Genomic DNA, 21,371 nt, shown 5'->3' on the forward strand with positions numbered 1-21,371 from the left:
TTATAATAACCTCAAAACTTGTTTTTCATCTGGAATGTTACCCCCCATTCTTCCATAAAATTCAATAGCACACCTTCCTTCAACTGAAATTTTAATATCCTCTAACATCTGCCCGGCATTCATTTCAACCACAACTATTTTTTTTACCTTTTCAGAAATTTTTCTTAAAAAAGACCGCGGAAATGGCCAGAGCGTTATTGGTCTAAACCATCCGGCATTGATACCCTTTTTTCTTGCGTCTTCTACAACAGCCTTACATATTCTGGAAACAGTTCCAAAAGAAACAACAAGAGTTTGCGTCCCATTTTTTATATCTGCTTCAAACCGTATTTCTTTTTTTTCTATTTCCCGGTATCTGCCCTGCAGTCTTAAATTTAAGTTTTCAAGCTCATCAGGTTTTAGTAAAAGAGAACGGATAATTCTCGGCTTCCTGTTTTTACATCCGTCCAATATCCATTCTTTATCAATCTTTATGGACTTAAACTTTTTTATCTCCAATGGCTCTATCATCTGGGCAAGAATACTATCTCCAAGAACAATGACAGGAGTTCTGTATTTTACCGCAAGGTAAAATGCATCATACATCAGGCCATACATTTCCTGAACACTTGAAGGCGCAAGTGTTATGGTTCTATAATCGCCGTGACCGCCGCCACGTGTTGCCTGAAAATAATCACCCTGAGCAGAGGCAATATTTCCAAGTCCTGGGCCACCCCGCATCATATTTACAATAACTGCTGGAAGCTCGCATCCTGCACAATACGATATACCTTCCTGCTTTAAACTTATACCAGGGCTTGAGGAAGAGGTCATTACAAGTGCGCCTGTTACAGATGCGCCAAATACCATGTTTATGGAACTGATTTCGGATTCTGCCTGAATAAATGTGCCACCAACCTCTTTTATTCTTTTTGCCATATATTCGGTCAGTTCGTTCTGAGGGGTTATAGGATAGCCTGCATAAAATCTACATCCCGACTGGATGGCCCCTTCACCGCAAGATTCATTTCCACTTGCAAGAATTATGTTTTTCATTCATCCTCTACGAATAATTAAACATCCCTGCCCGCCTTTATCTACCATTTTTATTGCCATATCCGGACATATGATTGCACAGATACCACAACCAGCACACTCCTTCGTTAAATATTCAACAGTTTGGACACCTGACTGTGTAACCTGTTTTGATAAATACAAAACTTTTTTAGGACAGTACATAACACACAGACCACAGCCTTTGCATCTGTTCTTATTTATTATTATTTTAGACATCGTCAGGGTATGATACCATTAAAGGCAGGATAAATCAAATTAAGAGTGTGAGCAAAAACCCCCTTTAGGCGCAATGCCTGATACAACAAAAACACTGAATTCCACAATTTAATCGGGAAATCCATCTCTTAAAATTCCCCTCTTATAAGGGGGTGTCCTAAAAGGGACGGGGTGTTTAAGAGTGTTGCAGCATTTTTAATTTTCTAAACCGTTTATCTTTATGCACAATTTTTGAAAGATTTAATGCCTTCTCCTTTTCCTTTTGCCCCATCACTGAAAGTAAATTCAAGATATCGTATTCATCTTTTAAGCCCCCGGCTTGAAGCTTCATTGCCACAAGATATGGCTTTGAAAAACAAGGAAAAGCAAGCCCTAAATCCTCTGCATTTTCAAGAGCTTCTATTTCCCATCCATAATGTGCAAATAAAATATCTATTGTCGGACACTCGCCCTCAATATGAGCAATCCGTATAAGTGAATGTTTAAGGGGGTCTGAAATATTTGTAAAAGGTTTGTATTCAACATTAAAATCTAAAAGTTTTTGCTTCAAAAAAATAAAAAGGTTTTCAGGGTCAATCTCTTTCTGATTCTTATCAGTTATAACTACACATAAATCAACATCCATTGTTGTTCTCGGCACACCCTGCGAAATGATCGCCTGCCCACCGATTAAAGCAGCCTTAATGTTGCAATTTTTTAATCTGCTAAACTTCTCTAAATTTTTTTTGACCAATCTTAAGGTACTCTTGATAGACTTCATATTCGGTTTTTCCTGTTCTTAATGCCCTTATCTTGATATGCTCCTTCAATATCCTCTCCATTGTTTCAATCCTCTTAACAGGGGATAATTTTAAAAACTGTTCCTGAATAATTTTTCTTTTACTTTGCATTTATTACCTGATTTACAAGACTTAAAACCGCATCTTTTTTATACAAACGAACCATCTTTGACGATATTTCGTCTTTTATATTTTTATCAATAATCCTTAAAATTTCACAACAGAGAACCTCTGGGCTTAATTCTTTTTCTTCTATAACAATACAACCCGTTTTTGTTTGTAGCCATCTCGCATTATAAACCTGATGATTTGTTCCAGCAGAATGGGGGATAAGTATTGCAGGAAGACCGAAAGCACACAGTTCAGTTATTGTCCCTGCTCCTGCCCTGCATATTGCAACATTGGATACCTTATATATACCTGTTATTTTATCAGAGAAATCGAAAACAACGCAGGGTATTTTAAGAAGAGCATACCTTTGCCGGACAGATTTATAATCTGCTATGCCCGTTATATGTATAACCTGTATACGGGATTTTATGTTTTCTGGCAATTTTTCCAATGCTAACAAAACCTGTTCATTTATTAAGTGCGAGCCCTGACTTCCTCCTAAAACAAGTATTGTCGTTTTATCTTTGCTTAAGGAGTTTTGTGGCAGGATATTGTTAAATATATCTTCTTTTATTAAATTTCCTGTATAAACAACATTTTTGTTCTTAAAATATTTTTTGGCATCCTCAATCCCGACAGCAACAGTACTTGCATATTTAGAAAGAAAAAGATTTGCCCTTCCAGGTGTGGCATTCTGTTCATGTATAAGGATTGGTATATTAAGCATCTTTGCTGAAAATACAACCGGAGCAGATGCAAACCCCCCCATACCAACAACAACCGAGGGAGAAATGTTTTTTAAGATTTTTTTGGAATAGAAAATACCGCAGGACATTATTTTAAAAAATCTAAGCCAATAAAAAATATTTTTATCCGTAGGCATTGCAATACTGGGAACAGGAAAAGCAGAAAATCCCTGTTTTTTAAATATTTCAGCCTCCTTGTCCATAACAAATTTTTTCTTTTCTGAACAGAAAAATACCACCTCATATCCCAGTTCTTTTAACTTCTTTCCAAGCACAATCCCGGGTAATATATGTCCAGTTGTTCCCCCGCAGGCAATTACAATTTTTTTATTTTTGGCAACGCAACCGTTGTTCATACCAACCTGTTTTTTATATCTTTTCCCACATTTAATACTATGCCGATTAAAACAAGATTGCACACAAGTGCAGAGCCTCCGTAAGACAAAAAGGGGAGTACAAGTCCTTTTGTAGGAAGAAGCGCCAGAGATACTGCTATATTTATCCCAATCTCTATTGCAAGCTTACTTATAATACCTATTACAATTAGATGTCCAAAAAGATCGTTTGACTTAAAGGCAATCCTTGCACTATGAAAAAGCACCGACAGATACAAAAAAAGTATGACAGCCGCTCCTATAAATCCAAGTTCTTCTGCTATTATTGAAAAGATAAAATCTGTATGCGCTTCTGGAAGAAAATAAAGTTTCTGATACGAATCGCCCAATCCTTTTCCAAAAAAACCACCTGAACCGATTGCAATAAGAGACTGGATCGGTTGATAGCCAACACCCAGGGGGTCTCTCCAGGGATTTATAAATGTAAGAACCCTTTCTATTCTATAAGCCTTATGTATTATAAATGCAATTACAACAGGAATGCTACCGATAACCATTGGGACAATATGAACCATCCTTATGCCCGCAACATAAAACATAATAGATGCTATAAATATTATTATAACAGAGGTACCCAGGTCAGGCCCAATAATGATAAGCCCCGTGCACAGACCAAGTATAAGCATAGGAGGAAGAAATCCTTCAGAAAAACTGTTTATCTTCGGCTGTTTTCTTGAAAGTACCTCGGCAAGATACAGGATAAGTGTTATCTTTGCAAACTCGGAAGGTTGAAAACTAAATGGCCCTATCACAAACCATCTTCTTGCTCCTCTTATTTCATGACCTATACCTGGAATAAGAACAAGCAAAAGAAGAAGGATTGTCAAAAAAAGAAGGGGTTTTGTCCACTTTCTTAATTTTACATAGTCTATGCTCATTACAAAGAACATCAGGATAAGGCCTACTATAAAAAATAAAATGTGCCGCTTTAAAAAAAATTCACCATCTCCAAATCTTTCAAGTGCAAATAAAGAACTTGCACTGTAAACCATAACAATACCTATACAGGTGAGAATTAAAACACTAAAAAACAATGAAAGCCTTGAATTACGCATATCTATATCTAAAGCAAAGCATAAGTTCCAACCCATTAAGGGCAATGCTTACAAATTTTTTCCCTTTTAACTTAAATTTATCTTAGTTTTAATGTGGCAAGCGCAAGAAGTGAAAATACACCGGCCAATATCCAGAACCTGACCATAATCTTGGGCTCTTTGGCCCCCGATAATTCAAAATGGTGATGTATGGGAGACATAAGAAATACTCTTTTCTTTCTTATCTTACAGGATACCACCTGAACAACAACAGACAGGACCTCCATAAAAAAAACACCGCCTGCAATAAGAAGAACTATCTCTTTTTTCAATATAAGAGCAAGAATTGCAAATAAACCGCCGATTGCAAGTGAACCTGTATCGCCCATAAATACCTGTGCGGGGTATGTATTAAACCATAGAAATCCTAACATTGTTCCTGCTATGGCTACACAGAATACCGTAAGCTCACCTGAACCGGGTATATAATTAAAAATAAGGTAATCACTTATCACCCTGTGTCCTACAACATAAGAAAACACCGCATATGTAAGTGCAAGTATCACGGTACAACCTGATGCAAGCCCATCAATACCGTCTGTTATATTTACAGCATTTGATGCCACTGTAATAAGAAGTATAGCAAATGGTATATATAAAAAACCTATATCTATAATAAGATCTTTGAAGAAGGGTATCTCTATACCTGAAGAAACCATAGGGTCCAGATAAAGAATACAACCTATGATTAAGCCTAAAACCGCCTGTCCATAAATTTTGGCTCTAGCACTTAAACCTTTTTTTCCGTTGTTTTTCAATTTCAGACGATCATCAAGTATGCCTATAAAACCAAGCCACAGTGTACTTAAAACCACAACAATAATATATGGATTTAATATATCCGCCCACAGTAGTGTTGTAGCAAGTATTGCAGGGACAATTATTATGCCACCCATTGTAGGTATGCCCTGTTTATGTTTATGGAGTTGATGAAGTCCCGGGGCATCTTGTTCTGTCCTTATATTTTCTTTTAAGCGCATCTTCTCAAGAAATCTTATCCATCTTTTCCCCGTAAGAAGACAGAATAAAAATGCAAATACACCTGCCATAAATGCTCTGAAAGTAATATACCTGAATATATTAAAACCGAAGAATATGTCTTTTAATTCCCAGAGGTAATAAAACATTTAAGTATCCTTTCCATCCGTATAGTTCTTGAACCCTTTATAAGCACACAGTCGCCGGGTTTTATAATCTCGGACAATATTTTTGATGTAGAACTTATATCATCAACACAAAATATTTTTTTAAAAGGTATCCCATCCTTTGCTGACTGAGCAATAAATTTAGCCGCCTTACCAACTGTTATAAGAAAATCTATATCTTGTTTTGCAATTCTTCTGCCTACATTTATATGAAAAGATTTTGAAAACCTTCCAAGTTCTTTCATATCTCCGAGAATTATTATTCTTCTACCTTTGCATTCTTTTTGCTTAAAAACCTCAATAGCGACGTGGACCGCATCCGGATTTGAGTTATAACAGTCCATGAGAAAATTAACACCTCTTATATTTTCCCACTTGAGTCTAAGAGGAAGAGGCGCCATATCAGATACCGAAGAACAGAACACCTTTTCTTCTATGCCAAGCAAAGAGGAAACAGCAGCAGCGGCACAGGCATTCAGCACATTGTGCCGCCCACACAATTTAAGACTTACATCATATTTCCCGTTTAACTTAAAATCTATTTTTTCCGATGATTCTGTTATATCGGATGGATAAAAATCAGACAGTGAATTTTCTCCAAATGTTTTAAAATTTATATTCAATAACCTTGCAAGTTTTATAACACCATCTTCACAAAAAGGCAGAACAGCAGATGCGCCAGCAGAAAGGGATTCCAGGAGACTTGATTTTTCTTTTCTTACATTATAAACCGAACCAAAAAAACCGATATGTGCTTTTCCTATGTTTGTAAGAACAGCTATGGTGGGCTTGCAGATACCTGTAAGATACCTGGTCTCGCCCGGACGATTTATACCAAGCTCAAGAACAACATTTTTGTAAGAAGGCGTTAAGCCAAGAAGTGTAAGCGGAAGCCCTATATCATTATTACAGGTACCTGGTGTTTTAAGAACAGGCCCTGAATATTCAAGGCACCTTGCAGACATTTCTTTTGTTGTTGTTTTACCGCAACTTCCTGTTATTGCTACAACCGGTACAGTGAACCTTTCCCTGTGAAATCTTGCAAGCATCCCGAGTGCTTTTCTGGTATCATCTGTTTTTATTAAAGCACAAGGGGCCTGGACAGAAACATCACGGCATACTATTGCTCCTGTGCATCCTGAGGATACAGCATCCCGCACAAAGATATGCCCATCAAAATTATTGCCTTTTATCGCAATAAATAAAGAGCCGGGCTTGCACATCCTGCTGTCAATCAATACACCGTTAAATAATATATTTCTTTCACAGGGATGAATAAGAATCCCCCCTGTTGCTTCTAAAACATCTTCAAGAGAAAAACAAACATCCGAATAGTTTATAGAATCTTCCATGGTATTAACAGGTTAAGGTTTCAGGGTTTCAGGGTTTTAGGGTTTCAAGGATTCTACTACGATTTAATCTTGATGTTTTACCCTTGATACCTCGATCCCTTAATGCCTTGACGCCTAAATATTAAATTAAACTATAACCATACTTAAAGATATTACTTATTGACTATATTTCCCGCCTCTTCCCTGTCATCAAAAGGGACTACTGTATCTTTAAGTGTCTGATAGGTTTCATGCCCTTTGCCCGCTATAAGAACAATATCTCCCTGTTTTGCGTTTTGTATTGCAGTTCTTATTGCCTCTTTTCTGTCTACAATAATATTATAATCTACGCTGTGATTGAGCCCTGCTTCAATATCCTTACATATGTCCAGAGCATTCTCTGTCCTCGGATTATCACTTGTAATGATTACATAATCTGCGCCTTCACCTGCAGTCTTGCCCATCTTCGGTCTTTTGGTCTTGTCTCTATCTCCGCCGGCACCAAATACAACAATAATTCTTCCATCTTTTTTTATATCCTTTAATGTTTGAAGCACATTTTTCAAAGCATCATCTGTGTGCGCATAGTCAACATATATCATTATGCCTTTATTATTTTCTACTGGTTCCATTCTTCCCGGAATTCCTTTTAATGCTTTTATGCCCTCTTCTATGTTTTCTTTTTTAACACCTTCACATATTGCAGCCCCTATGCAACCCATTATATTATAAACATTGTATCTGCCAATGATATTAGATTCAATTCTTAACAACCCCACAGGTGTGTTTATACTTCCATACATACCACTTTTTAAAATTTTTATATCCACAGGATATATCTGTGCATTGTTCCCAAATCCATATGTCATGATACTTACCTTTGTTCTTTGTGACAGAATATTAAAACTGTTGTCATCAATATTTAAAACCGCATATGAATTATTTGAAAGCATTTCAAATAGTTTCGACTCGGCATCTAAATAAGAATTCATATCCTTATGATAATCAAGATGTTCCGGTGTAAGATTTGTAAATACCGCACACCTAAAGTTTATACCATCCACACGCCCCTGGTCAAGAGAATGAGAAGAAACCTCCATACAACAATACTTGCAATCTTGGTCCCTGATTGAAGCAAGGAGCGCCTGTAATTCAACAGGACCGGGCGTAGTATTTGTTGCGGGAATTGAACGGCCTTTAAACCTATAACTTATGGTACCTATCACACCAACAGAAAATCCCTGCGTCTTAAGAACTGATTCTAAAAGATATGTTGTTGTTGTTTTCCCGTTTGTTCCTGTTACACCTATTACCCTTAAAGATTCTGAGGGATTAAAATAAAATGTCTTTAAAATACTTATCAACGATTTATGACTGTCCTTAACCTGAACATAAGAAACACCGTTATTAACTTTTTCCTCACACACTACAACAACTGCACCCCTGTGCACAGCATCTTTTATAAACCTGTGCCCATCGGTATGGACACCCTTTACTGCAACAAAACAATACCCTTCCCTTACAAGTCTTGAATCACTTACTATGCCTTTAATATCTATACTGCTGTTGCAATTTTTGAATATAACACTTATATTTTTCAAAAGATTTTGCAGTTCCATACATTCTCCTTATCTAATCCTGCCTTGTCTCTGCCTGTCTTTTAAGATAAAGGTCCCAACAAGACAGGGCTCCTAAGTTGCACAACAGGCAAATCTACCGCAAGGCACGAGAACGCAATTGTGCTATTGTTGTAGATGTTTCTTGTAAGGATTCGTCCACCATGTAGGCTAAAATTTTCTGGCAAACCTCTTTAAATACAGGGGCTGCAACAACACTGCCGAAGGGCGAGGTTTGTGGTTCATCAATGACAACAACCCCGGCTATAGATATATCGTCTGTTTTTACATATCCGACAAATGACGCAATAAATTTATCAGCAGAATATCTACCGTCAGCACCTATCTTCTGTGCTGTTCCTGTTTTTCCGGCCACCAAAACCCCGGGTATTTTTGCACGAAAACCAGTCCCTCTTTCAACAACCCCTGTAAGTATCTCCTCCATTAGACCTGCTGTCCGTTCTGATATAACTCTCCTGGCGGGCAATCTTTTAGGCATCCACCGAACACCACCGTCATTAGACTGAAAATAATCTGTAATGTAGGGTTGAACCCAGTATCCGCCATTTGCAATAGTAGATATCATACTATATAACTGTATACCCGTAACACCTACTTCCTGCCCCATAGGTATACACCATTCTGATGTTTTACTCCATTTAGAAACAGGTCTTATAAGACCCCTTACCTCACCCGGCATATCAATGCCTGTTTTTTTCCCAAATCCAAAACCATCTATATATTTATATAGTTTATCAGGACCCAGCATCATAGCAATTTTTGCTGTCCCTATGTTTGAAGATTGTTCAATTACTTCTTTAAATGTCAACCAACCAAAAGGTTTGTGGTCGCGAAGTCTAAACCTTCCGATGTTGTAAATTCCCTGTTCACAATAAAACCTATCCTGTAGTTCAACTATTTCCTCTTCTATTGCAGCCGATGCTGTTACAACTTTAAATGAAGAACCAGGCTCAAAGATATCTGTTACAGGAAAATTTCTTTTTGATTCCGCAGATAATGAAAAGGGAGTATTTGGATCAAATGATGGGTAACGAACAAATGTTATAATTTCACCTGTTTTTGGAAAACCCGTTATAATAAATCCTCTTTTAGCGCCTGTCTGTAGCACAGCCTTTTTTAAGGCTTCATATGCTATATTCTGATATATTGCATCAAGCGATAAAACCACTTCCAAACCGTTTTTAACATCAATATTTTTATCAGGAAGAGCCTTAAATCTTCTTCCTCTTGCATCAACAGAATAATATTCAAAACCCCTGCTCCCAGAAAGAAGGCTATCCCAGTGTTTTTCTAACCCCTCAATGCCTTTGTTATCAATATCAGAGTATCCAACAATACTAAAAAGTTCAGAAGTAGGATATACCCTTTTTCTTTCTTCACGCACACCAAGCCCTTCAATTTTCAACGCCCTTATAGAATCCCCTGTTTGTGTATCTGTTTTTCTTTTAATCCAAACAAAATTTTTGTCCGATGTGATTCTTGATTTTAACACATCCTCTTTTATATCTAATTTTTCTGAAAGAATGCGGGATACTTTTTTTACATCTGATATTTTTTTAGGATGAACATACACGGATGTGGTAAGAATTGAGGTTGCAATCTTCCTGCCTCTGCGGTCAAGAATATCTCCTCTGTGGGGTTCAACGCGTACTCTAGAAGTATGCTGAGATGCAGCAAGATTTTTATAAAATTTATTTTGAAATACTTGCAGATAAAATATTCTGACACCCAATATAAAAAATATAAAGATGCAAGAAAAAAATACAATAATAGATCTTGATTTATGCTGTTGGTTATACATATCTGCTTTCTTCTTCGCGCAGGCGAGCCTATCTGCTGAAAGGCTTAAAGGGTTATTGGCAAAATGAATTGAGCGGTCTAATTTTGCTATAATCCCCGATGTTAAATGATAAATGTCAAAGAGAAAACCAGGTGCTCATTTTCATCTTGCATATAGTCCTTCCCCTGCTCTTTTTTGGAAAGGCAGGGTTCATTCCCTTATCTTCTATCTTGTGCTTGTGTTTGTGGAAATATAAAACTATATACCTTGTTAAATATTGTTTTTTCTTCCGCCATTTGCCGTGTAGAACTTACAGGTATGTAAAAAGTATTGGTATTGTCACTTAAAACATAATTTTCCTTATCCTTCCCTAAAATGTTTGACAGAACAATTGGAGACCGCATTGTTTCTTTTATATAATCAAGATGTCTCCTTTCGTTAGAAAGAATTATGTTTTCCTGTAATATTTTTTTCTCCCTGTAACCATTAACAATAATCTGTGTTCTTTGATGGACATAAATAAGAGAAACACAGGTGATAAACAAAACAAAAAACAAAAGCCTTCCCTTTTTCATAATCACCTCTTTTCTGCCGCTCTTAATATTGAGCTTCTTGCTCTGGGATTTACCCTTGTTTCTTCAAGAGACGGTCTTATGGGTTTTGTAGTTAAGATATTTATAATTCCCTGTTTTTCATATTTTTTGAAAGTCCGTTTAACAATTCTGTCCTCTAATGAATGAAAAGATATGACACAGATCCTTCCGCATCTTGCCAGGACTTGAATTGCCTTGGGAAGAGATTTTTCAAGTGTGCTGAGTTCTTCATTTACGGCAATCCTGAGTGCCTGAAATGTTCTTGTCGCAGGATGTATCTTTCCCCTTTTTTTAATCACACTAAGAATAATATTTGATAACTCAAAAGTCGTTTTTATCGGATGTTTTTTTCTCTTCTCAATAATCCCGGAAGCAACCTTCCTTGAAAATCTCTCGCCGCCGTAATTGAATAAAACATCTGCAATTTCATCTTTTGTCCATCTATTCACAATTGTATATGCAGACAAATCCTGCTCTTTATCCATCCTCATATCAAGAGGACCGTCCACGGAAAAACTAAATCCTCTCCGGGCACTGTCAATTTGAAAAGATGAAACTCCCAAATCAAAAAGCATTCCGTCAAAACTTTTTATCTTTCCTGTCAAAGGCAAACTATGAAGCGTATCTAATATAGAATCAATACCTACAAAGTCCTTTTTAAAAAGAAAAAAATGCCCCTCAAACTCTTTAAGATTTTGTCCGGCAATGCGTAAAATATCTTCATCCTTATCAATGCCTATCAGTATCCCGTCAGGCATTATCCTTTGAAGAATTTCTTTTGAATGCCCACCGGCACCAACAGTGCAATCAAGCATAAAAAAACCGTTCCTGGGCTTAAGGTAATCCAGAACCTCTTTTAACAGGACAGGAATATGGACCATATTAGTCTGTGTCTTTTATAATCTTTCTGCAATCTCTTCAAAACTATCTTCCGATTCTTTTTTAAACACTTCCCACTTTTTAGGATCCCAGATTTCAAAATAATGTGAAACCCCTATAATCTTTGCATCATTTTTAAGTTCTGCATATTTTTTCAAATAATCAGGTATCAATATCCTTCCCTGAGAATCCATTTCTGTTTCAGATACCCCACTAAAGAATAACCTCTGAAACCTTCTTGCATCCTTTCTTTGAAATGGCATTGACTTTAACCTTTCCTCTTCTTTTCTCCACCCTGATTCTGCAAATCCCATAAGACATCCTTCAAGCCCTCTTGTTATAAAAAATTTTGAAGATACCTCTTCCTGCAAAACACGTTTAAATTTTGAAGGAACAAACAGCCGTCCTTTGTTATCTATCTTATAATTGTATTCGCCGTAAAACACTATCCACCACTTTCCACCACTTTCCACCACAAATCTACCATATAAAATAAACCCTGTCAAGTATTTTTTTTGAAATTTTTTTTTCAATAAAAAGGACAAGATAAAAAGGCAAAAAAGACTGTCTGTTTTGGATAGGACATGATGCTTGTTGTAGGGAGTGCTGTTGAGTTTAATTGATGAGAGAGATTATTTTTTGCAGATCTTGTTTTTTATGATGGTATGTTATTGAAAATCTTATTCTGGATGTGCCTTCAGGCACAGTGGGAGGCCTTACTGAGAAAACCCAGAATCCATTTTCCAGAAGCAATGATGCTGTTTTTTGTGTATTAGTATTATCACCTGTAATCAAAGGAACAATCTGTGAATTTCCGATAATTTTATAACCTTTTGTTTTTAAAGACTCTCTTAAAAAATCGGATAATTCAAGTACGGTTTTTCTTCTTTCAGGTTCTTTTTCTATTAAATCCAGTCCCGCAAGATTGCAGGCAGATATAAAGGGAGGAAGAGCGGTTGAATATATAAAACTTCTGGATGTGTTTATAATGTAACTGGCTATCTTTTTTGATGTTGCAAGATACCCGCCATAACCAGCCAGTGCCTTGCTGAAAGTTCCCATTATTAACTCTACATCAGAACAAAGCCCTTCTTCTTCAATCATACCGGAACCGTTTCTGCCATATATACCTGTTGAATGGGCTTCATCAACCATAAGATAAGAATCATATCTGTTTTTCAGACCGACAATATTTTTCAAATCTGCCCTGTCCCCATCCATACTAAATATGGTTTCAGTAATTATCATTGAGGTCTTATACTGTTTTCTTTTTTGTTTAAGAAGACTTTCAAGGTGGTTCGTATCATTATGTCTGAACCTGAACAGTTTTGAACCCGAAAGTATAATCCCGTCAATAATACTTGCATGACAGGCCTTGTCGGCAAAAACAACATCCTGTGTTGATAACAAAGAACTTAAAATCCCTATGTTTGCCTGATATCCTGTATTAAACACAACGGCGGACTCTTTGCCCTTGAACCTGGCAACCCTTTCCTCTAGTCTGTGATGAATCTGAAAATCTCCACCTAAAAGTCTTGATGCAGAAGAACAGGTGCCGAACATTGCAACAGCTTCTCTGACTTTTTCAATAAGATAGGGATGTGAAGACAGACCCAAATAATCATTTGAGGAAAAATCTATAAAAACCCTTTCGTCTGTATATATCTTCCCCTGTATCTTAAAAGAAAAGGGTCTCAACTCCCTTAAAAGTCCCCTTTCTTTTCTTTCTTCTAAAAACATTTCTATTTTTTTCATATGTTTTTAATTATGGTATATTATAACATATGCGACTGTTTAGGTAGATAGACTGATAAGAAGATAGACTTTTAAAATAAACTACAAGGCTATAGAAAAAACCTGCAGCCTAACAGTCTACAGCCTGAACAACCCGTTATGGAAAAGACTATATCTATTATAGGTGGCGGAGCATCCGGAATGATTGCTTCAATATTTGCTGCAAAAAGCAATTCAAAAGTCATTCTATGGGAGAAAAAACAGGATTTAGGAAAGAAAATTCTTGTAACAGGAAACGGTAGATGTAATTTTACAAACAAAGACTTACGTTTATCACACTTTCATTGTAGGGATAAAAATTTTATAAAGCCGGCCCTTGATGCATTTGATAATAAGGCATCCGTTGATTTTTTTAATTCAATAGGTATTGATTCTTATTGTGATGAAAAAGGAAGGTTTTTCCCAAAATCAAATCAGGCATCTTCTGTTGTTTTTTGCCTTAAACAAAAAATCAAAGAACTTGGTGTAATAGAAAATACAGGTTGCGAAATAATAGGAATAAAACCTGTAAAAAACGGATTTAAAATATTTCAAAGAGGATGTTCTCATACCTGTAACAGGGTAATAATAAGTTGCGGCGGAAAAGCATATGAACAATCCTCCAATACTGATACAGGATATCAGATTGCACAATCACTTGGACACAGAGTAAGCCTATTAAAACCCGGACTTGTTCCAATAGAAACCGAAGGAAGCTGGCCTCATACTCTACAGGGAATAAGGCTTGATGTTACGCTAACAATTCCTGAATGCGGACTTAAAATAACGGATGAAATCCTTTGGACAAAATATGGGATATCGGGTCCTGCTGCACTTTTTTCAAGCAGGTTTGTGAGCAGAAATTCAAATATAAATATTGACTTTCTGCCTTATGAAAATGATATTGAAAAGAAACTGAAAAAAAGGATTTTGCTTCTTAAAAATAGAAAAGCATCGGATTTATTTATCGGCTTTCTACCTGATAGACTCGGGAGGTTTCTTATCTTTGTATCAGGTATTGCTTCTGATTTACCCTGTGAAAAGATTAAGAATAGTGATATGAAAAGACTTATAAAAAACTTAAAAAATTTTGAAATTAAAATAAAAGGGCTAAGACCATTTAGAGAAGCGCAAACGACCTGTGGTGGAGTGGATGTATCAGAGGTCAGAGCCGATATAATGCAGTCTAAGATAATACCAAATTTATTTTTTTGTGGAGAGATACTGGATGTAGATGCAGATACAGGAGGATATAACCTGCAGTGGGCATGGTCTTCTGGATTTGTTGCAGGAAATTCGGCGGGTCATTAAAAACTATAGAAGGAGGAACCTATTTCTCTACAACAACCTGCTGTAAAAGTTTTTCAAAACCTGGAAATGATTTTCTAATGCAGGCTGTATCTTCAACAACAACAGGACCATCTGCTCTTAAGGCTCCTACCATCATTGACATAGCAGTTCTGTGGTCACCAAAACTTTTGACTTTGCAACTCCTGCCTGTTTTTATTCCCTGTATATATATATCATTGCCTTTTATATCCATCTTAATCCCGAGATGTTCTAGTCCTTCTTGCATGGAATAAATTCTGTCCGCTTCTTTTACTCTCAATTCAGATGCACCCTTTATAACAGATATACCATCAGCAAAACCTGCACAGACCATAAGTATAGGAAGTTCATCTATAACAGAAGGAACTTCATCGGGATTTATAATAAAAGGCTTTATGTTTTTTACGCCCTTACAGATAATATCACCCTTAGGTTCATAACCCTGTTCCTTAATCTCTTCTTCTATATCAACCCCCATTCTTTTTAGTATGTCTATTACACCAGTCCTTGTTGGATTCAATCCCACATTGCTTATATAAATTTCACTTCCTTCTAAAATAGCCCCTGCACATAAAAAAAACGCTGCGCTTGATATGTCCCCCGGAACATTAATTTCTCGGGCAATAAGTCTATCTATCGGTTTTATTGAAATGCTTAAATCTTCAACATGGACATCGGCCCCAAAATAGGAAAGCATCCTTTCAGTGTGGTCTCTTGACTTCAAAGGTTCTATTACAGTTGTTGTCCTGTCTGCATAAAGTCCTGCAAGAAGTATAGCAGATTTCACTTGGGCACTTGCAACACTTGTTCTGTATGTTATTGAACGAAGCCTTTTTCCTTTTATTATTATCGGGGCAAAATTTCCACCGCCAGAGCCGGCAATATCAGCACCCATAAGCCTTAAAGGCTCTACAACCCTTCCCATAGGCCTTGATGAAAGGGACCTGTCACCTGTAAGTGTAGACTCAAAATCCTGTGGCGCAAGAATACCCATTATAATCCTGATAGATGTTCCGGAATTCCCAAAATATAATTCCTTTGAAGGTTTTTTAAGTCCGTACATTTCCACACCCTGCACAATAATATCAGAGCCCCGTTTTTCAAATCTTACACCCATCTGTTCAAAACATTTTATTGCAAAAATACAATCATCGCCTTCAAGAAAGCCCTTAATACAGGTTTTCCCTTGTGAGATACTTCCTGTTATTATTGCCCTCTGGGATATTGATTTATCACCCGGAATTTCAATGCTTCCTTTAATCATTTTTGCGGGATTTACAAGTATATTTTCCAATCCGAGCCTCCTTATATCCCTGCATAGATAAGTAAAAGTGGTGTGGTTATCAGCATAAAAAGTGTTGTTACCAGCATACTTGCGCCAATGAATTCTTTATCTCCTCCATAGTGTTCAACAAAAATCGCACCTGCAATTGCAACAGGCATAACAGAAACTATTGATGCAACTGTATAGCCTGTTGTTTGAAGAATATTTCTATATACAAAAAATTTAAGGACCGTCAGCAATATAAATGGTATTATAATAAGCCTCATCAATGTTATAAATATTATCCATTTGTCATTAAATACATACTTTGGTTTTAATCTACCTATGTTTATTCCTGCTATAATCATTGCAAGTGGTATGGCGCAGGCTCCTGTATTTTTTATACTTTCTATGGCTATCTTTGTAAAACGGTAATTCCAGAAATGCAACTCTCTTGTAAAATGAGCAATAATAATTGATAGAAAAAGCACAATAAGTGTCGGGCTTAAAAGATGTTTCAGACTATGTTTATCCATCCTGGCGCCTGTAATGCTTATGGTTCCTAATGTCCACAAGGCAGTCTCTGAGCCGATTGTCATAAGCGCAAGTAGAACCACTCCTTCCTGTCCGCAAGTAGACATAACAATAGGAAGCGGAAAGAAAAAGTAATTATTTATAGAACAATTAAAAAGAAATGCCCTTTGTTTATTTATATTTGTGTTGAAGAAAACTAAAAATATTTTCCCGATTATATATCCGACAAGAGGCATCAGAAAGCCGAGCACAGGAAGCATCCAGTTTTTTGAAATCAAATCAACACTGTACCTTTCAAGCATCACTGTAAAGATAAGACAAGGAAAAGCAATCCGCATCAAAAGTGTGGTTAGTGTTAAGACACCACTCTCCCTGCATAACAGATAGGTTTCCTTTTTAGAAGAAGCCTGGATATATCTTGAAAATATAACCCCGAATCCCATCAGAATAAAAATATATATTATCTGATAAATAACATCAGTTGTGGTGCCTGAAAATATATTCATAAAAGTTTCTTTATCATATCTGCTATTTTATCGGAAGAACCCTTATTCTTTAATATAAGCTCTTTTCCCTTTTCTCCTATTTGTTCCGCATACTGTTTGTCTTTCAGCAGTTTTTCTATCACTGTTTTTAATTCGGTTTTATTATTTATTTGTATCGCGGCACCTGAATTCAACATTATTGATACGGATTCTTTAAAATTAAATGTGTACTTCCCGAACAATACAGGTATCCCAAAAGATGCAGGCTCAAGTATATTGTGTCCTCCCTTTGGTACAAAACTTCCCCCTACAATTGCAATATCAGCCGCACCGTACAGAAATCTTAATTCGCCCATCGTATCAAGCAAGATGATACTATGCTTTAAGTCAGTTTGTTTTTTAAAATTACTCAACCTTAACGGATTATATCCATATCTTGTGATAATATCCTCAACCTCTTTAAGTCTTTCAAGATGTCTTGGAGCCAGAATAAGAAATCCCTCTTTGATGTACTTAAATGCTTTTAGTATTATTTCTTCTTCACCCCTGTGTGTGCTTCCTGCAACAATCAAAGGATGTGTCAATACAAATAATTCTTTGTAATACCCTGTTTTGCTTGAAAAACACATCTCATCTACACTGTCAAATTTAATGTTGCCTGTTACAAAAACATCTTCTGGGTCTGCTCCTATACCAATAATTCTTCTTGCATCTTCGTCTGTCTGCATAAAAAATCCTGATACACTTTTAAAAACATTTTTTAAAACAGGTTTTATAATTCTATATTTTTTATAAGAACGGTCAGATATTCTTCCGTTGACAAAAAAAACAGGTATTTTTCTTTTTGAAAGACTGATAAGAAGATTGGGCCAGATTTCGGTTTCCATAACAATAACAAGAGACGGATTTATGGCGTCTATTGCTCTTTTTACGCTGAAACTAAAATCAAGCGGGAAATAGATAACCTCTGAGAAATTGCCCCAGTTGTGTTGGACCACCTCCTGTGCTGTATCAGTGACAGTTGAAAACACCCATTTGTAAGAAGTAAGTCTCTCTTTTAAGGATTTAATAAATTTCTGGGCTGATATTGCCTCTCCGACACTTACAGAATGGAGCCATATCACAGGAGATTGTTTTGAATATTTAGACAAACGTGTGGGATAAAAACCAAAACGAGATAGAATGCCTTTTTTATATTTCCCCTGTGTTATTGACTTAAATATAAAAAAGGGTAGTGAAAAAATAAAAAATAAAAAATATGCCACATCTATTATAATCTGCATATTTTTTGTCAACTATTGTATACCCTCTGATTGTCTTCTTTGTCTTTATGCTCTCGGATGCGTTTTTTCATAAACCAATTTTAATCTCTGCGGTGTAAGGTGTGTATATATTTGCGTTGTTGAAAGGCTCTGATGACCGAGCAATTCCTGAACAGCCCTTAAGTCCGCTCCTCTGTCAAGCATATGAGTTGCAAACGAATGTCTTAGTGTGTGTGGTGAAATATTATGCCTTGTGCCTGCAATAGTTATATATTTTTCAACAATTCTTCTTATAGAGCGGTCTAAAAGACGTCCGCCTTTATGATTTAAAAATACTGCTTTCTGGTTGATATTTTTTACTCCCAATTTATTTAAGTATCTGTCTTTTTTCTCAAGGTAGGTCTTTATATAAGAAAGTGCTCTGTCTCCAATAGGAACGAGCCTTTGTTTTTTCCCTTTTCCGAATACAACAATACTTCCTCCGATAAAATCAATATCATCTTTATCTAATCCGACAAGTTCGCTTACCCTTATACCGGTGCTGTACAATGTTTCAAGAACCGCTCTATCACGGATTCCAGATACATCATCTTCAGGTGGGGCTTCAAGAAGTTTTATAATCTCTGCTTCATCAAGTACAATGGGAAGTCTTTTTTCTTTCCGAGGAAGGCTCACCGCAGCCGCAGGGTTGGAAGATAGATGCCCTTCCCTGCACATAAACCTGAAAAAAGACCTTAAACAGGCTATCTTTCTTCTTATACTGCTTTTATTGTACTTCTCTTTTAGTATTGAAAGAAATGCCCTGATGGTAAGATAGTCTATTTCTTTTAAGGGTTTATCCGCTATATATGTCTTAAAATTTTTCAGGTCATTTGAATAGGCCTTCAGTGTGTTCACAGATGCATTTCTTTCAACCTCAAGATATCTTAAATATCTTTCAATAAAAATTTCCATCCTACTTAAACACACCTACAAACTTCATCCTTAATTCATAAAGAACATCTTCTATTGCTTTTGCCTCCTGAGGAGAAAGATTGCCCTCTGTTTTTTCTTTTATCATCCCGAGCATGTCAACCGTCTGTTTTGCTCTTTCAACATCTCTTACCCTGTTTCCAGCCTCATCAACAGGCATCTCACCCATAAACACCAGTGCCTGTGTTGCAAGACTGCTTATAAGCATACCGAAAAGATTTGCACTCTGTTCTTCAAATTCAGGCTGAGGTTTGCTCTGTCTTTGTTGTTGAGGTTCTTCAGAAGTAAAGGTTTTTGACGCTTCCTGTTTTGCCTCATCCCTGGACTTTTCCTTTTCTACACCTTCTTTCCAGGATTCATCAACCCTTTTTTCTATAATTTTAAAATCCTTATTTTTTTCCATAATTCCTCCTTGGAGCCAGTTACCAGAGCACCAGTCACCAGAGCACCAGTGCACCAGTCACCAGTGCACCAGTCTCCGGTCTTTAGTATCTGCTTTCTATTATTTCTTTTACTCTCATAAGCCTTGTAAGATTTGACCTTTCATCCTCTGAAAGTTTAATGGTAATGCCTCTGGTTGTCTCCAGAAGAGAAGGAATCAGCACATATTCTAATGCATTTACCCTTCTTCTTGTTTTTTCTATCTCTTTTGCAAGAAGTTCAACCTTTGTTTCTATTTCTGCAAGTTTTATCATACTTGACCACAAACCACAAACAAGTCCTACTGCCTTATCAAGATAAACTCCTGTATGTGCAAAACCATAGGAATAAGGGTCTATCCTGCCTGAAATCTTAAAAACAGGCACTTTTATATTTAATACATTTTGAACCGAGACATCAACAGTTATGCTCCCCTTTGGGAATGCAAGGGCACTGTGCAATTCCTCTTGTGTCATTTTGGACCTTGCCAATAAAAAGGCAAATTGTGCCTCTTTTAATTGCGCATCAAGTTCTATCCTTAATTTTTTTGCGGCTTTTATGGTAAGGATAAACATTTTCATCAGTTCTTCTTGTTTGTCTTTGAGAAGTTTATGTCCTTTTTTTGCAAGAATAGTTCTTTTCTTTATCCTTAAAAGTTCCATTCTATTGGGATTTACAGTAAGTTTCATATTAACCCCTCAACATAGGAAAACATATTGCATCAGAAACCCTGCACACATCCCTCATCTGTGCAACATCGTGCACCCTTACAATATGTGCCGCTTTTAAAATAGCAAGAGCAACAGTGGCGGCGGTGCCAAAAATTCTTTCATCCGCAAGTCTATTATTCAGTATCTTTCCTATGAAAGATTTCCTTGATGTTCCTATAAGCACAGGACACCCGAGTGTATGTAGAATGTCCAGTTTGCGAAGAATTTCAAGATTGTGTTCCGGTGTTTTTCCAAATCCTATGCCAGGGTCAACTGCTATTTGAGTTTTTTTTAAGCCCTGTTTTAAGCCAATGTCTATTTGTTTTTTAAGCCTGTTTATAATTTCTTTCAAAAGGTCTTTATAATGAGGATTTTTTTGCATTGTTTTAGGTGTTCCTTTGATGTGCATAATAACAATGGGAATATTTTGTTTTGCTGCAATTTTTGCTATTTCTTGTCCCTCAGATAATCCTCTTATATTGTTGATAATGCCCGCACCTGCATCAACAGCAGCTTCTGCAATAGAAGACCTTGTTGTATCAACCGAAATAGGAACCTTTATTTTTTTTGAAAGTGTTCTTATAACCGGAATGGTTCTTTGATATTCCTCCTCTTTGCTTATCCATACCGAACCGGGTCTTGTTGATTGACCCCCTGTATCTATTATATCTGCCCCTTCTTCAACAAGTTTTATTCCTGTTTCAACTGCCAGAGTAAGATTTTTATATATTCCATCTCCTGAAAAAGAATCAGGTGTAACATTTAATATACCCATAATCAGGGTTTTTTTACCAAGCACAATTTTTTTCCCATTGCAGTCCCAACAAAATATCTTTCTTTCCATAACCAAAATTCCATCG

Annotated in this window: 22 protein-coding genes; 1 reads left to right on the top strand and 21 read right to left on the bottom strand. The window is 36.5% G+C overall.

Annotation, left to right across the window (positions count from 1 at the left end; all coding sequences use genetic code 11):
• The 14 genes from B9J78_01880 to B9J78_01945 form a co-directional block, all read right to left on the bottom strand.
• A complete protein-coding gene (locus B9J78_01880; protein ID MBA2123678.1) occupies positions 1–1,035 on the bottom strand; it encodes a 3-methyl-2-oxobutanoate dehydrogenase subunit VorB in 1,035 nt (344 codons plus the stop codon).
• A complete protein-coding gene (locus tag B9J78_01885; GenBank protein ID MBA2123679.1) occupies positions 1,036–1,272 on the bottom strand; it encodes a hypothetical protein in 237 nt (78 codons plus the stop codon).
• A gap of 175 nt (positions 1,273–1,447) precedes the next feature.
• Entirely contained in the window at positions 1,448–1,897 is a 450-nt protein-coding gene (locus B9J78_01890; GenBank protein MBA2123680.1) for a hypothetical protein, read from the bottom strand.
• A gap of 79 nt (positions 1,898–1,976) precedes the next feature.
• Positions 1,977–2,162, bottom strand: coding sequence for a hypothetical protein (locus B9J78_01895; GenBank protein MBA2123681.1), 186 nt, complete (start codon positions 2,160–2,162; stop codon positions 1,977–1,979).
• Positions 2,152–3,264, bottom strand: a complete 1,113-nt coding sequence (locus B9J78_01900; GenBank protein ID MBA2123682.1) for an undecaprenyldiphospho-muramoylpentapeptide beta-N-acetylglucosaminyltransferase — start codon at positions 3,262–3,264, stop codon at positions 2,152–2,154. Before B9J78_01900 ends, B9J78_01895 begins: the two co-directional genes overlap by 11 nt.
• On the bottom strand, positions 3,261–4,394 hold the full coding sequence (locus B9J78_01905; protein MBA2123683.1) for a putative lipid II flippase FtsW: 1,134 nt from the start codon (positions 4,392–4,394) through the stop codon (positions 3,261–3,263). Before B9J78_01905 ends, B9J78_01900 begins: the two co-directional genes overlap by 4 nt.
• Positions 4,395–4,435: 41 nt before the next feature.
• A complete protein-coding gene (locus B9J78_01910) occupies positions 4,436–5,524 on the bottom strand; it encodes a phospho-N-acetylmuramoyl-pentapeptide-transferase (GenBank protein MBA2123684.1) in 1,089 nt (362 codons plus the stop codon).
• Positions 5,500–6,894 carry a hypothetical protein gene (locus tag B9J78_01915; GenBank protein MBA2123685.1) on the bottom strand — a complete coding sequence of 465 codons (1,395 nt, stop codon included), beginning with the start codon at positions 6,892–6,894 and terminating at the stop codon, positions 5,500–5,502. The genes B9J78_01910 and B9J78_01915 overlap by 25 nt, the downstream gene beginning before the upstream one ends.
• A gap of 152 nt (positions 6,895–7,046) precedes the next feature.
• Positions 7,047–8,492 (bottom strand): UDP-N-acetylmuramoyl-L-alanyl-D-glutamate--2,6-diaminopimelate ligase, encoded by a 1,446-nt coding sequence (locus B9J78_01920; protein ID MBA2123686.1) that lies wholly within the window; start codon positions 8,490–8,492, stop codon positions 7,047–7,049.
• A 94-nt stretch (positions 8,493–8,586) separates the two neighbouring features.
• Entirely contained in the window at positions 8,587–10,311 is a 1,725-nt protein-coding gene (locus B9J78_01925) for a hypothetical protein (protein ID MBA2123687.1), read from the bottom strand.
• 197 nt (positions 10,312–10,508) lie between these two features.
• The gene (locus B9J78_01930; GenBank protein ID MBA2123688.1) at positions 10,509–10,865 is read right to left on the bottom strand and encodes a hypothetical protein; all 357 of its coding nucleotides are present in this window, start codon (positions 10,863–10,865) and stop codon (positions 10,509–10,511) included.
• A gap of 2 nt (positions 10,866–10,867) precedes the next feature.
• Complete coding sequence (locus B9J78_01935; protein MBA2123689.1) at positions 10,868–11,764, bottom strand: 16S rRNA (cytosine(1402)-N(4))-methyltransferase; 897 nt, start codon at positions 11,762–11,764, stop codon at positions 10,868–10,870.
• Between the two features lie 15 nt (positions 11,765–11,779).
• The gene (locus B9J78_01940) at positions 11,780–12,208 is read right to left on the bottom strand and encodes a division/cell wall cluster transcriptional repressor MraZ (GenBank protein MBA2123690.1); all 429 of its coding nucleotides are present in this window, start codon (positions 12,206–12,208) and stop codon (positions 11,780–11,782) included.
• Positions 12,209–12,377: 169 nt separating this feature from the next.
• Entirely contained in the window at positions 12,378–13,517 is a 1,140-nt protein-coding gene (locus B9J78_01945; protein ID MBA2123691.1) for an 8-amino-7-oxononanoate synthase, read from the bottom strand.
• Between the two features lie 138 nt (positions 13,518–13,655).
• Here B9J78_01945 and B9J78_01950 point away from each other — a divergent pair, with 138 nt between their 5' ends.
• Positions 13,656–14,846 carry a hypothetical protein gene (locus B9J78_01950; GenBank protein ID MBA2123692.1) on the top strand — a complete coding sequence of 397 codons (1,191 nt, stop codon included), beginning with the start codon at positions 13,656–13,658 and terminating at the stop codon, positions 14,844–14,846.
• A gap of 19 nt (positions 14,847–14,865) precedes the next feature.
• Here B9J78_01950 and B9J78_01955 read toward each other — a convergent pair whose 3' ends face one another.
• From B9J78_01955 to B9J78_01985, 7 genes are all read right to left on the bottom strand, one after another.
• Complete coding sequence (locus B9J78_01955; protein ID MBA2123693.1) at positions 14,866–16,128, bottom strand: 3-phosphoshikimate 1-carboxyvinyltransferase; 1,263 nt, start codon at positions 16,126–16,128, stop codon at positions 14,866–14,868.
• Between the two features lie 41 nt (positions 16,129–16,169).
• Positions 16,170–17,168 (bottom strand): hypothetical protein, encoded by a 999-nt coding sequence (locus B9J78_01960; protein ID MBA2123694.1) that lies wholly within the window; start codon positions 17,166–17,168, stop codon positions 16,170–16,172.
• The gene (locus B9J78_01965; protein ID MBA2123695.1) at positions 17,165–18,442 is read right to left on the bottom strand and encodes a hypothetical protein; all 1,278 of its coding nucleotides are present in this window, start codon (positions 18,440–18,442) and stop codon (positions 17,165–17,167) included. Before B9J78_01965 ends, B9J78_01960 begins: the two co-directional genes overlap by 4 nt.
• 33 nt (positions 18,443–18,475) lie before the next feature.
• Positions 18,476–19,363 (bottom strand): hypothetical protein, encoded by an 888-nt coding sequence (locus B9J78_01970; protein MBA2123696.1) that lies wholly within the window; start codon positions 19,361–19,363, stop codon positions 18,476–18,478.
• 1 nt (position 19,364) lies between these two features.
• A complete protein-coding gene (locus B9J78_01975) occupies positions 19,365–19,784 on the bottom strand; it encodes a hypothetical protein (protein ID MBA2123697.1) in 420 nt (139 codons plus the stop codon).
• Between the two features lie 82 nt (positions 19,785–19,866).
• Positions 19,867–20,490 (bottom strand): V-type ATP synthase subunit D, encoded by a 624-nt coding sequence (locus B9J78_01980; protein ID MBA2123698.1) that lies wholly within the window; start codon positions 20,488–20,490, stop codon positions 19,867–19,869.
• Between the two features lies 1 nt (position 20,491).
• Complete coding sequence (locus B9J78_01985) at positions 20,492–21,355, bottom strand: dihydropteroate synthase (GenBank protein ID MBA2123699.1); 864 nt, start codon at positions 21,353–21,355, stop codon at positions 20,492–20,494.
• Positions 21,356–21,371: the final 16 nt, after the last annotated feature.

It is taken from the genome of bacterium Unc6 (assembly GCA_013626165.1).
Taxonomy (GTDB): Bacteria; Omnitrophota; Gorgyraeia; order Velesiimonadales; family Velesiimonadaceae; genus Velesiimonas; species Velesiimonas alkalicola.

What these genes read in the sequence shown, in the direction of transcription:
- B9J78_01880 (MBA2123678.1), bottom strand. Translation starts at nt 1,035, where the DNA reads ATGAAAAACATAATTCTTGCAAGTGGAAATGAATCTTGCGGTGAAGGG.
- B9J78_01885 (MBA2123679.1), bottom strand. Translation starts at nt 1,272, where the DNA reads ATGTCTAAAATAATAATAAATAAGAACAGATGCAAAGGCTGTGGTCTG.
- B9J78_01890 (MBA2123680.1), bottom strand. Translation starts at nt 1,897, where the DNA reads ATGGATGTTGATTTATGTGTAGTTATAACTGATAAGAATCAGAAAGAG.
- B9J78_01895 (MBA2123681.1), bottom strand. Translation starts at nt 2,162, where the DNA reads ATGCAAAGTAAAAGAAAAATTATTCAGGAACAGTTTTTAAAATTATCC.
- B9J78_01900 (MBA2123682.1), bottom strand. Translation starts at nt 3,264, where the DNA reads ATGAACAACGGTTGCGTTGCCAAAAATAAAAAAATTGTAATTGCCTGC.
- B9J78_01905 (MBA2123683.1), bottom strand. Translation starts at nt 4,394, where the DNA reads ATGGGTTGGAACTTATGCTTTGCTTTAGATATAGATATGCGTAATTCA.
- B9J78_01910 (MBA2123684.1), bottom strand. Translation starts at nt 5,524, where the DNA reads ATGTTTTATTACCTCTGGGAATTAAAAGACATATTCTTCGGTTTTAAT.
- B9J78_01915 (MBA2123685.1), bottom strand. Translation starts at nt 6,894, where the DNA reads ATGGAAGATTCTATAAACTATTCGGATGTTTGTTTTTCTCTTGAAGAT.
- B9J78_01920 (MBA2123686.1), bottom strand. Translation starts at nt 8,492, where the DNA reads ATGGAACTGCAAAATCTTTTGAAAAATATAAGTGTTATATTCAAAAAT.
- B9J78_01925 (MBA2123687.1), bottom strand. Translation starts at nt 10,311, where the DNA reads ATGTATAACCAACAGCATAAATCAAGATCTATTATTGTATTTTTTTCT.
- B9J78_01930 (MBA2123688.1), bottom strand. Translation starts at nt 10,865, where the DNA reads ATGAAAAAGGGAAGGCTTTTGTTTTTTGTTTTGTTTATCACCTGTGTT.
- B9J78_01935 (MBA2123689.1), bottom strand. Translation starts at nt 11,764, where the DNA reads ATGGTCCATATTCCTGTCCTGTTAAAAGAGGTTCTGGATTACCTTAAG.
- B9J78_01945 (MBA2123691.1), bottom strand. Translation starts at nt 13,517, where the DNA reads ATGAAAAAAATAGAAATGTTTTTAGAAGAAAGAAAAGAAAGGGGACTT.
- B9J78_01950 (MBA2123692.1), top strand. Translation starts at nt 13,656, where the DNA reads ATGGAAAAGACTATATCTATTATAGGTGGCGGAGCATCCGGAATGATT.
- B9J78_01955 (MBA2123693.1), bottom strand. Translation starts at nt 16,128, where the DNA reads ATGATTAAAGGAAGCATTGAAATTCCGGGTGATAAATCAATATCCCAG.
- B9J78_01960 (MBA2123694.1), bottom strand. Translation starts at nt 17,168, where the DNA reads ATGAATATATTTTCAGGCACCACAACTGATGTTATTTATCAGATAATA.
- B9J78_01970 (MBA2123696.1), bottom strand. Translation starts at nt 19,363, where the DNA reads ATGGAAATTTTTATTGAAAGATATTTAAGATATCTTGAGGTTGAAAGA.
- B9J78_01975 (MBA2123697.1), bottom strand. Translation starts at nt 19,784, where the DNA reads ATGGAAAAAAATAAGGATTTTAAAATTATAGAAAAAAGGGTTGATGAA.
- B9J78_01980 (MBA2123698.1), bottom strand. Translation starts at nt 20,490, where the DNA reads ATGAAACTTACTGTAAATCCCAATAGAATGGAACTTTTAAGGATAAAG.
- B9J78_01985 (MBA2123699.1), bottom strand. Translation starts at nt 21,355, where the DNA reads ATGGAAAGAAAGATATTTTGTTGGGACTGCAATGGGAAAAAAATTGTG.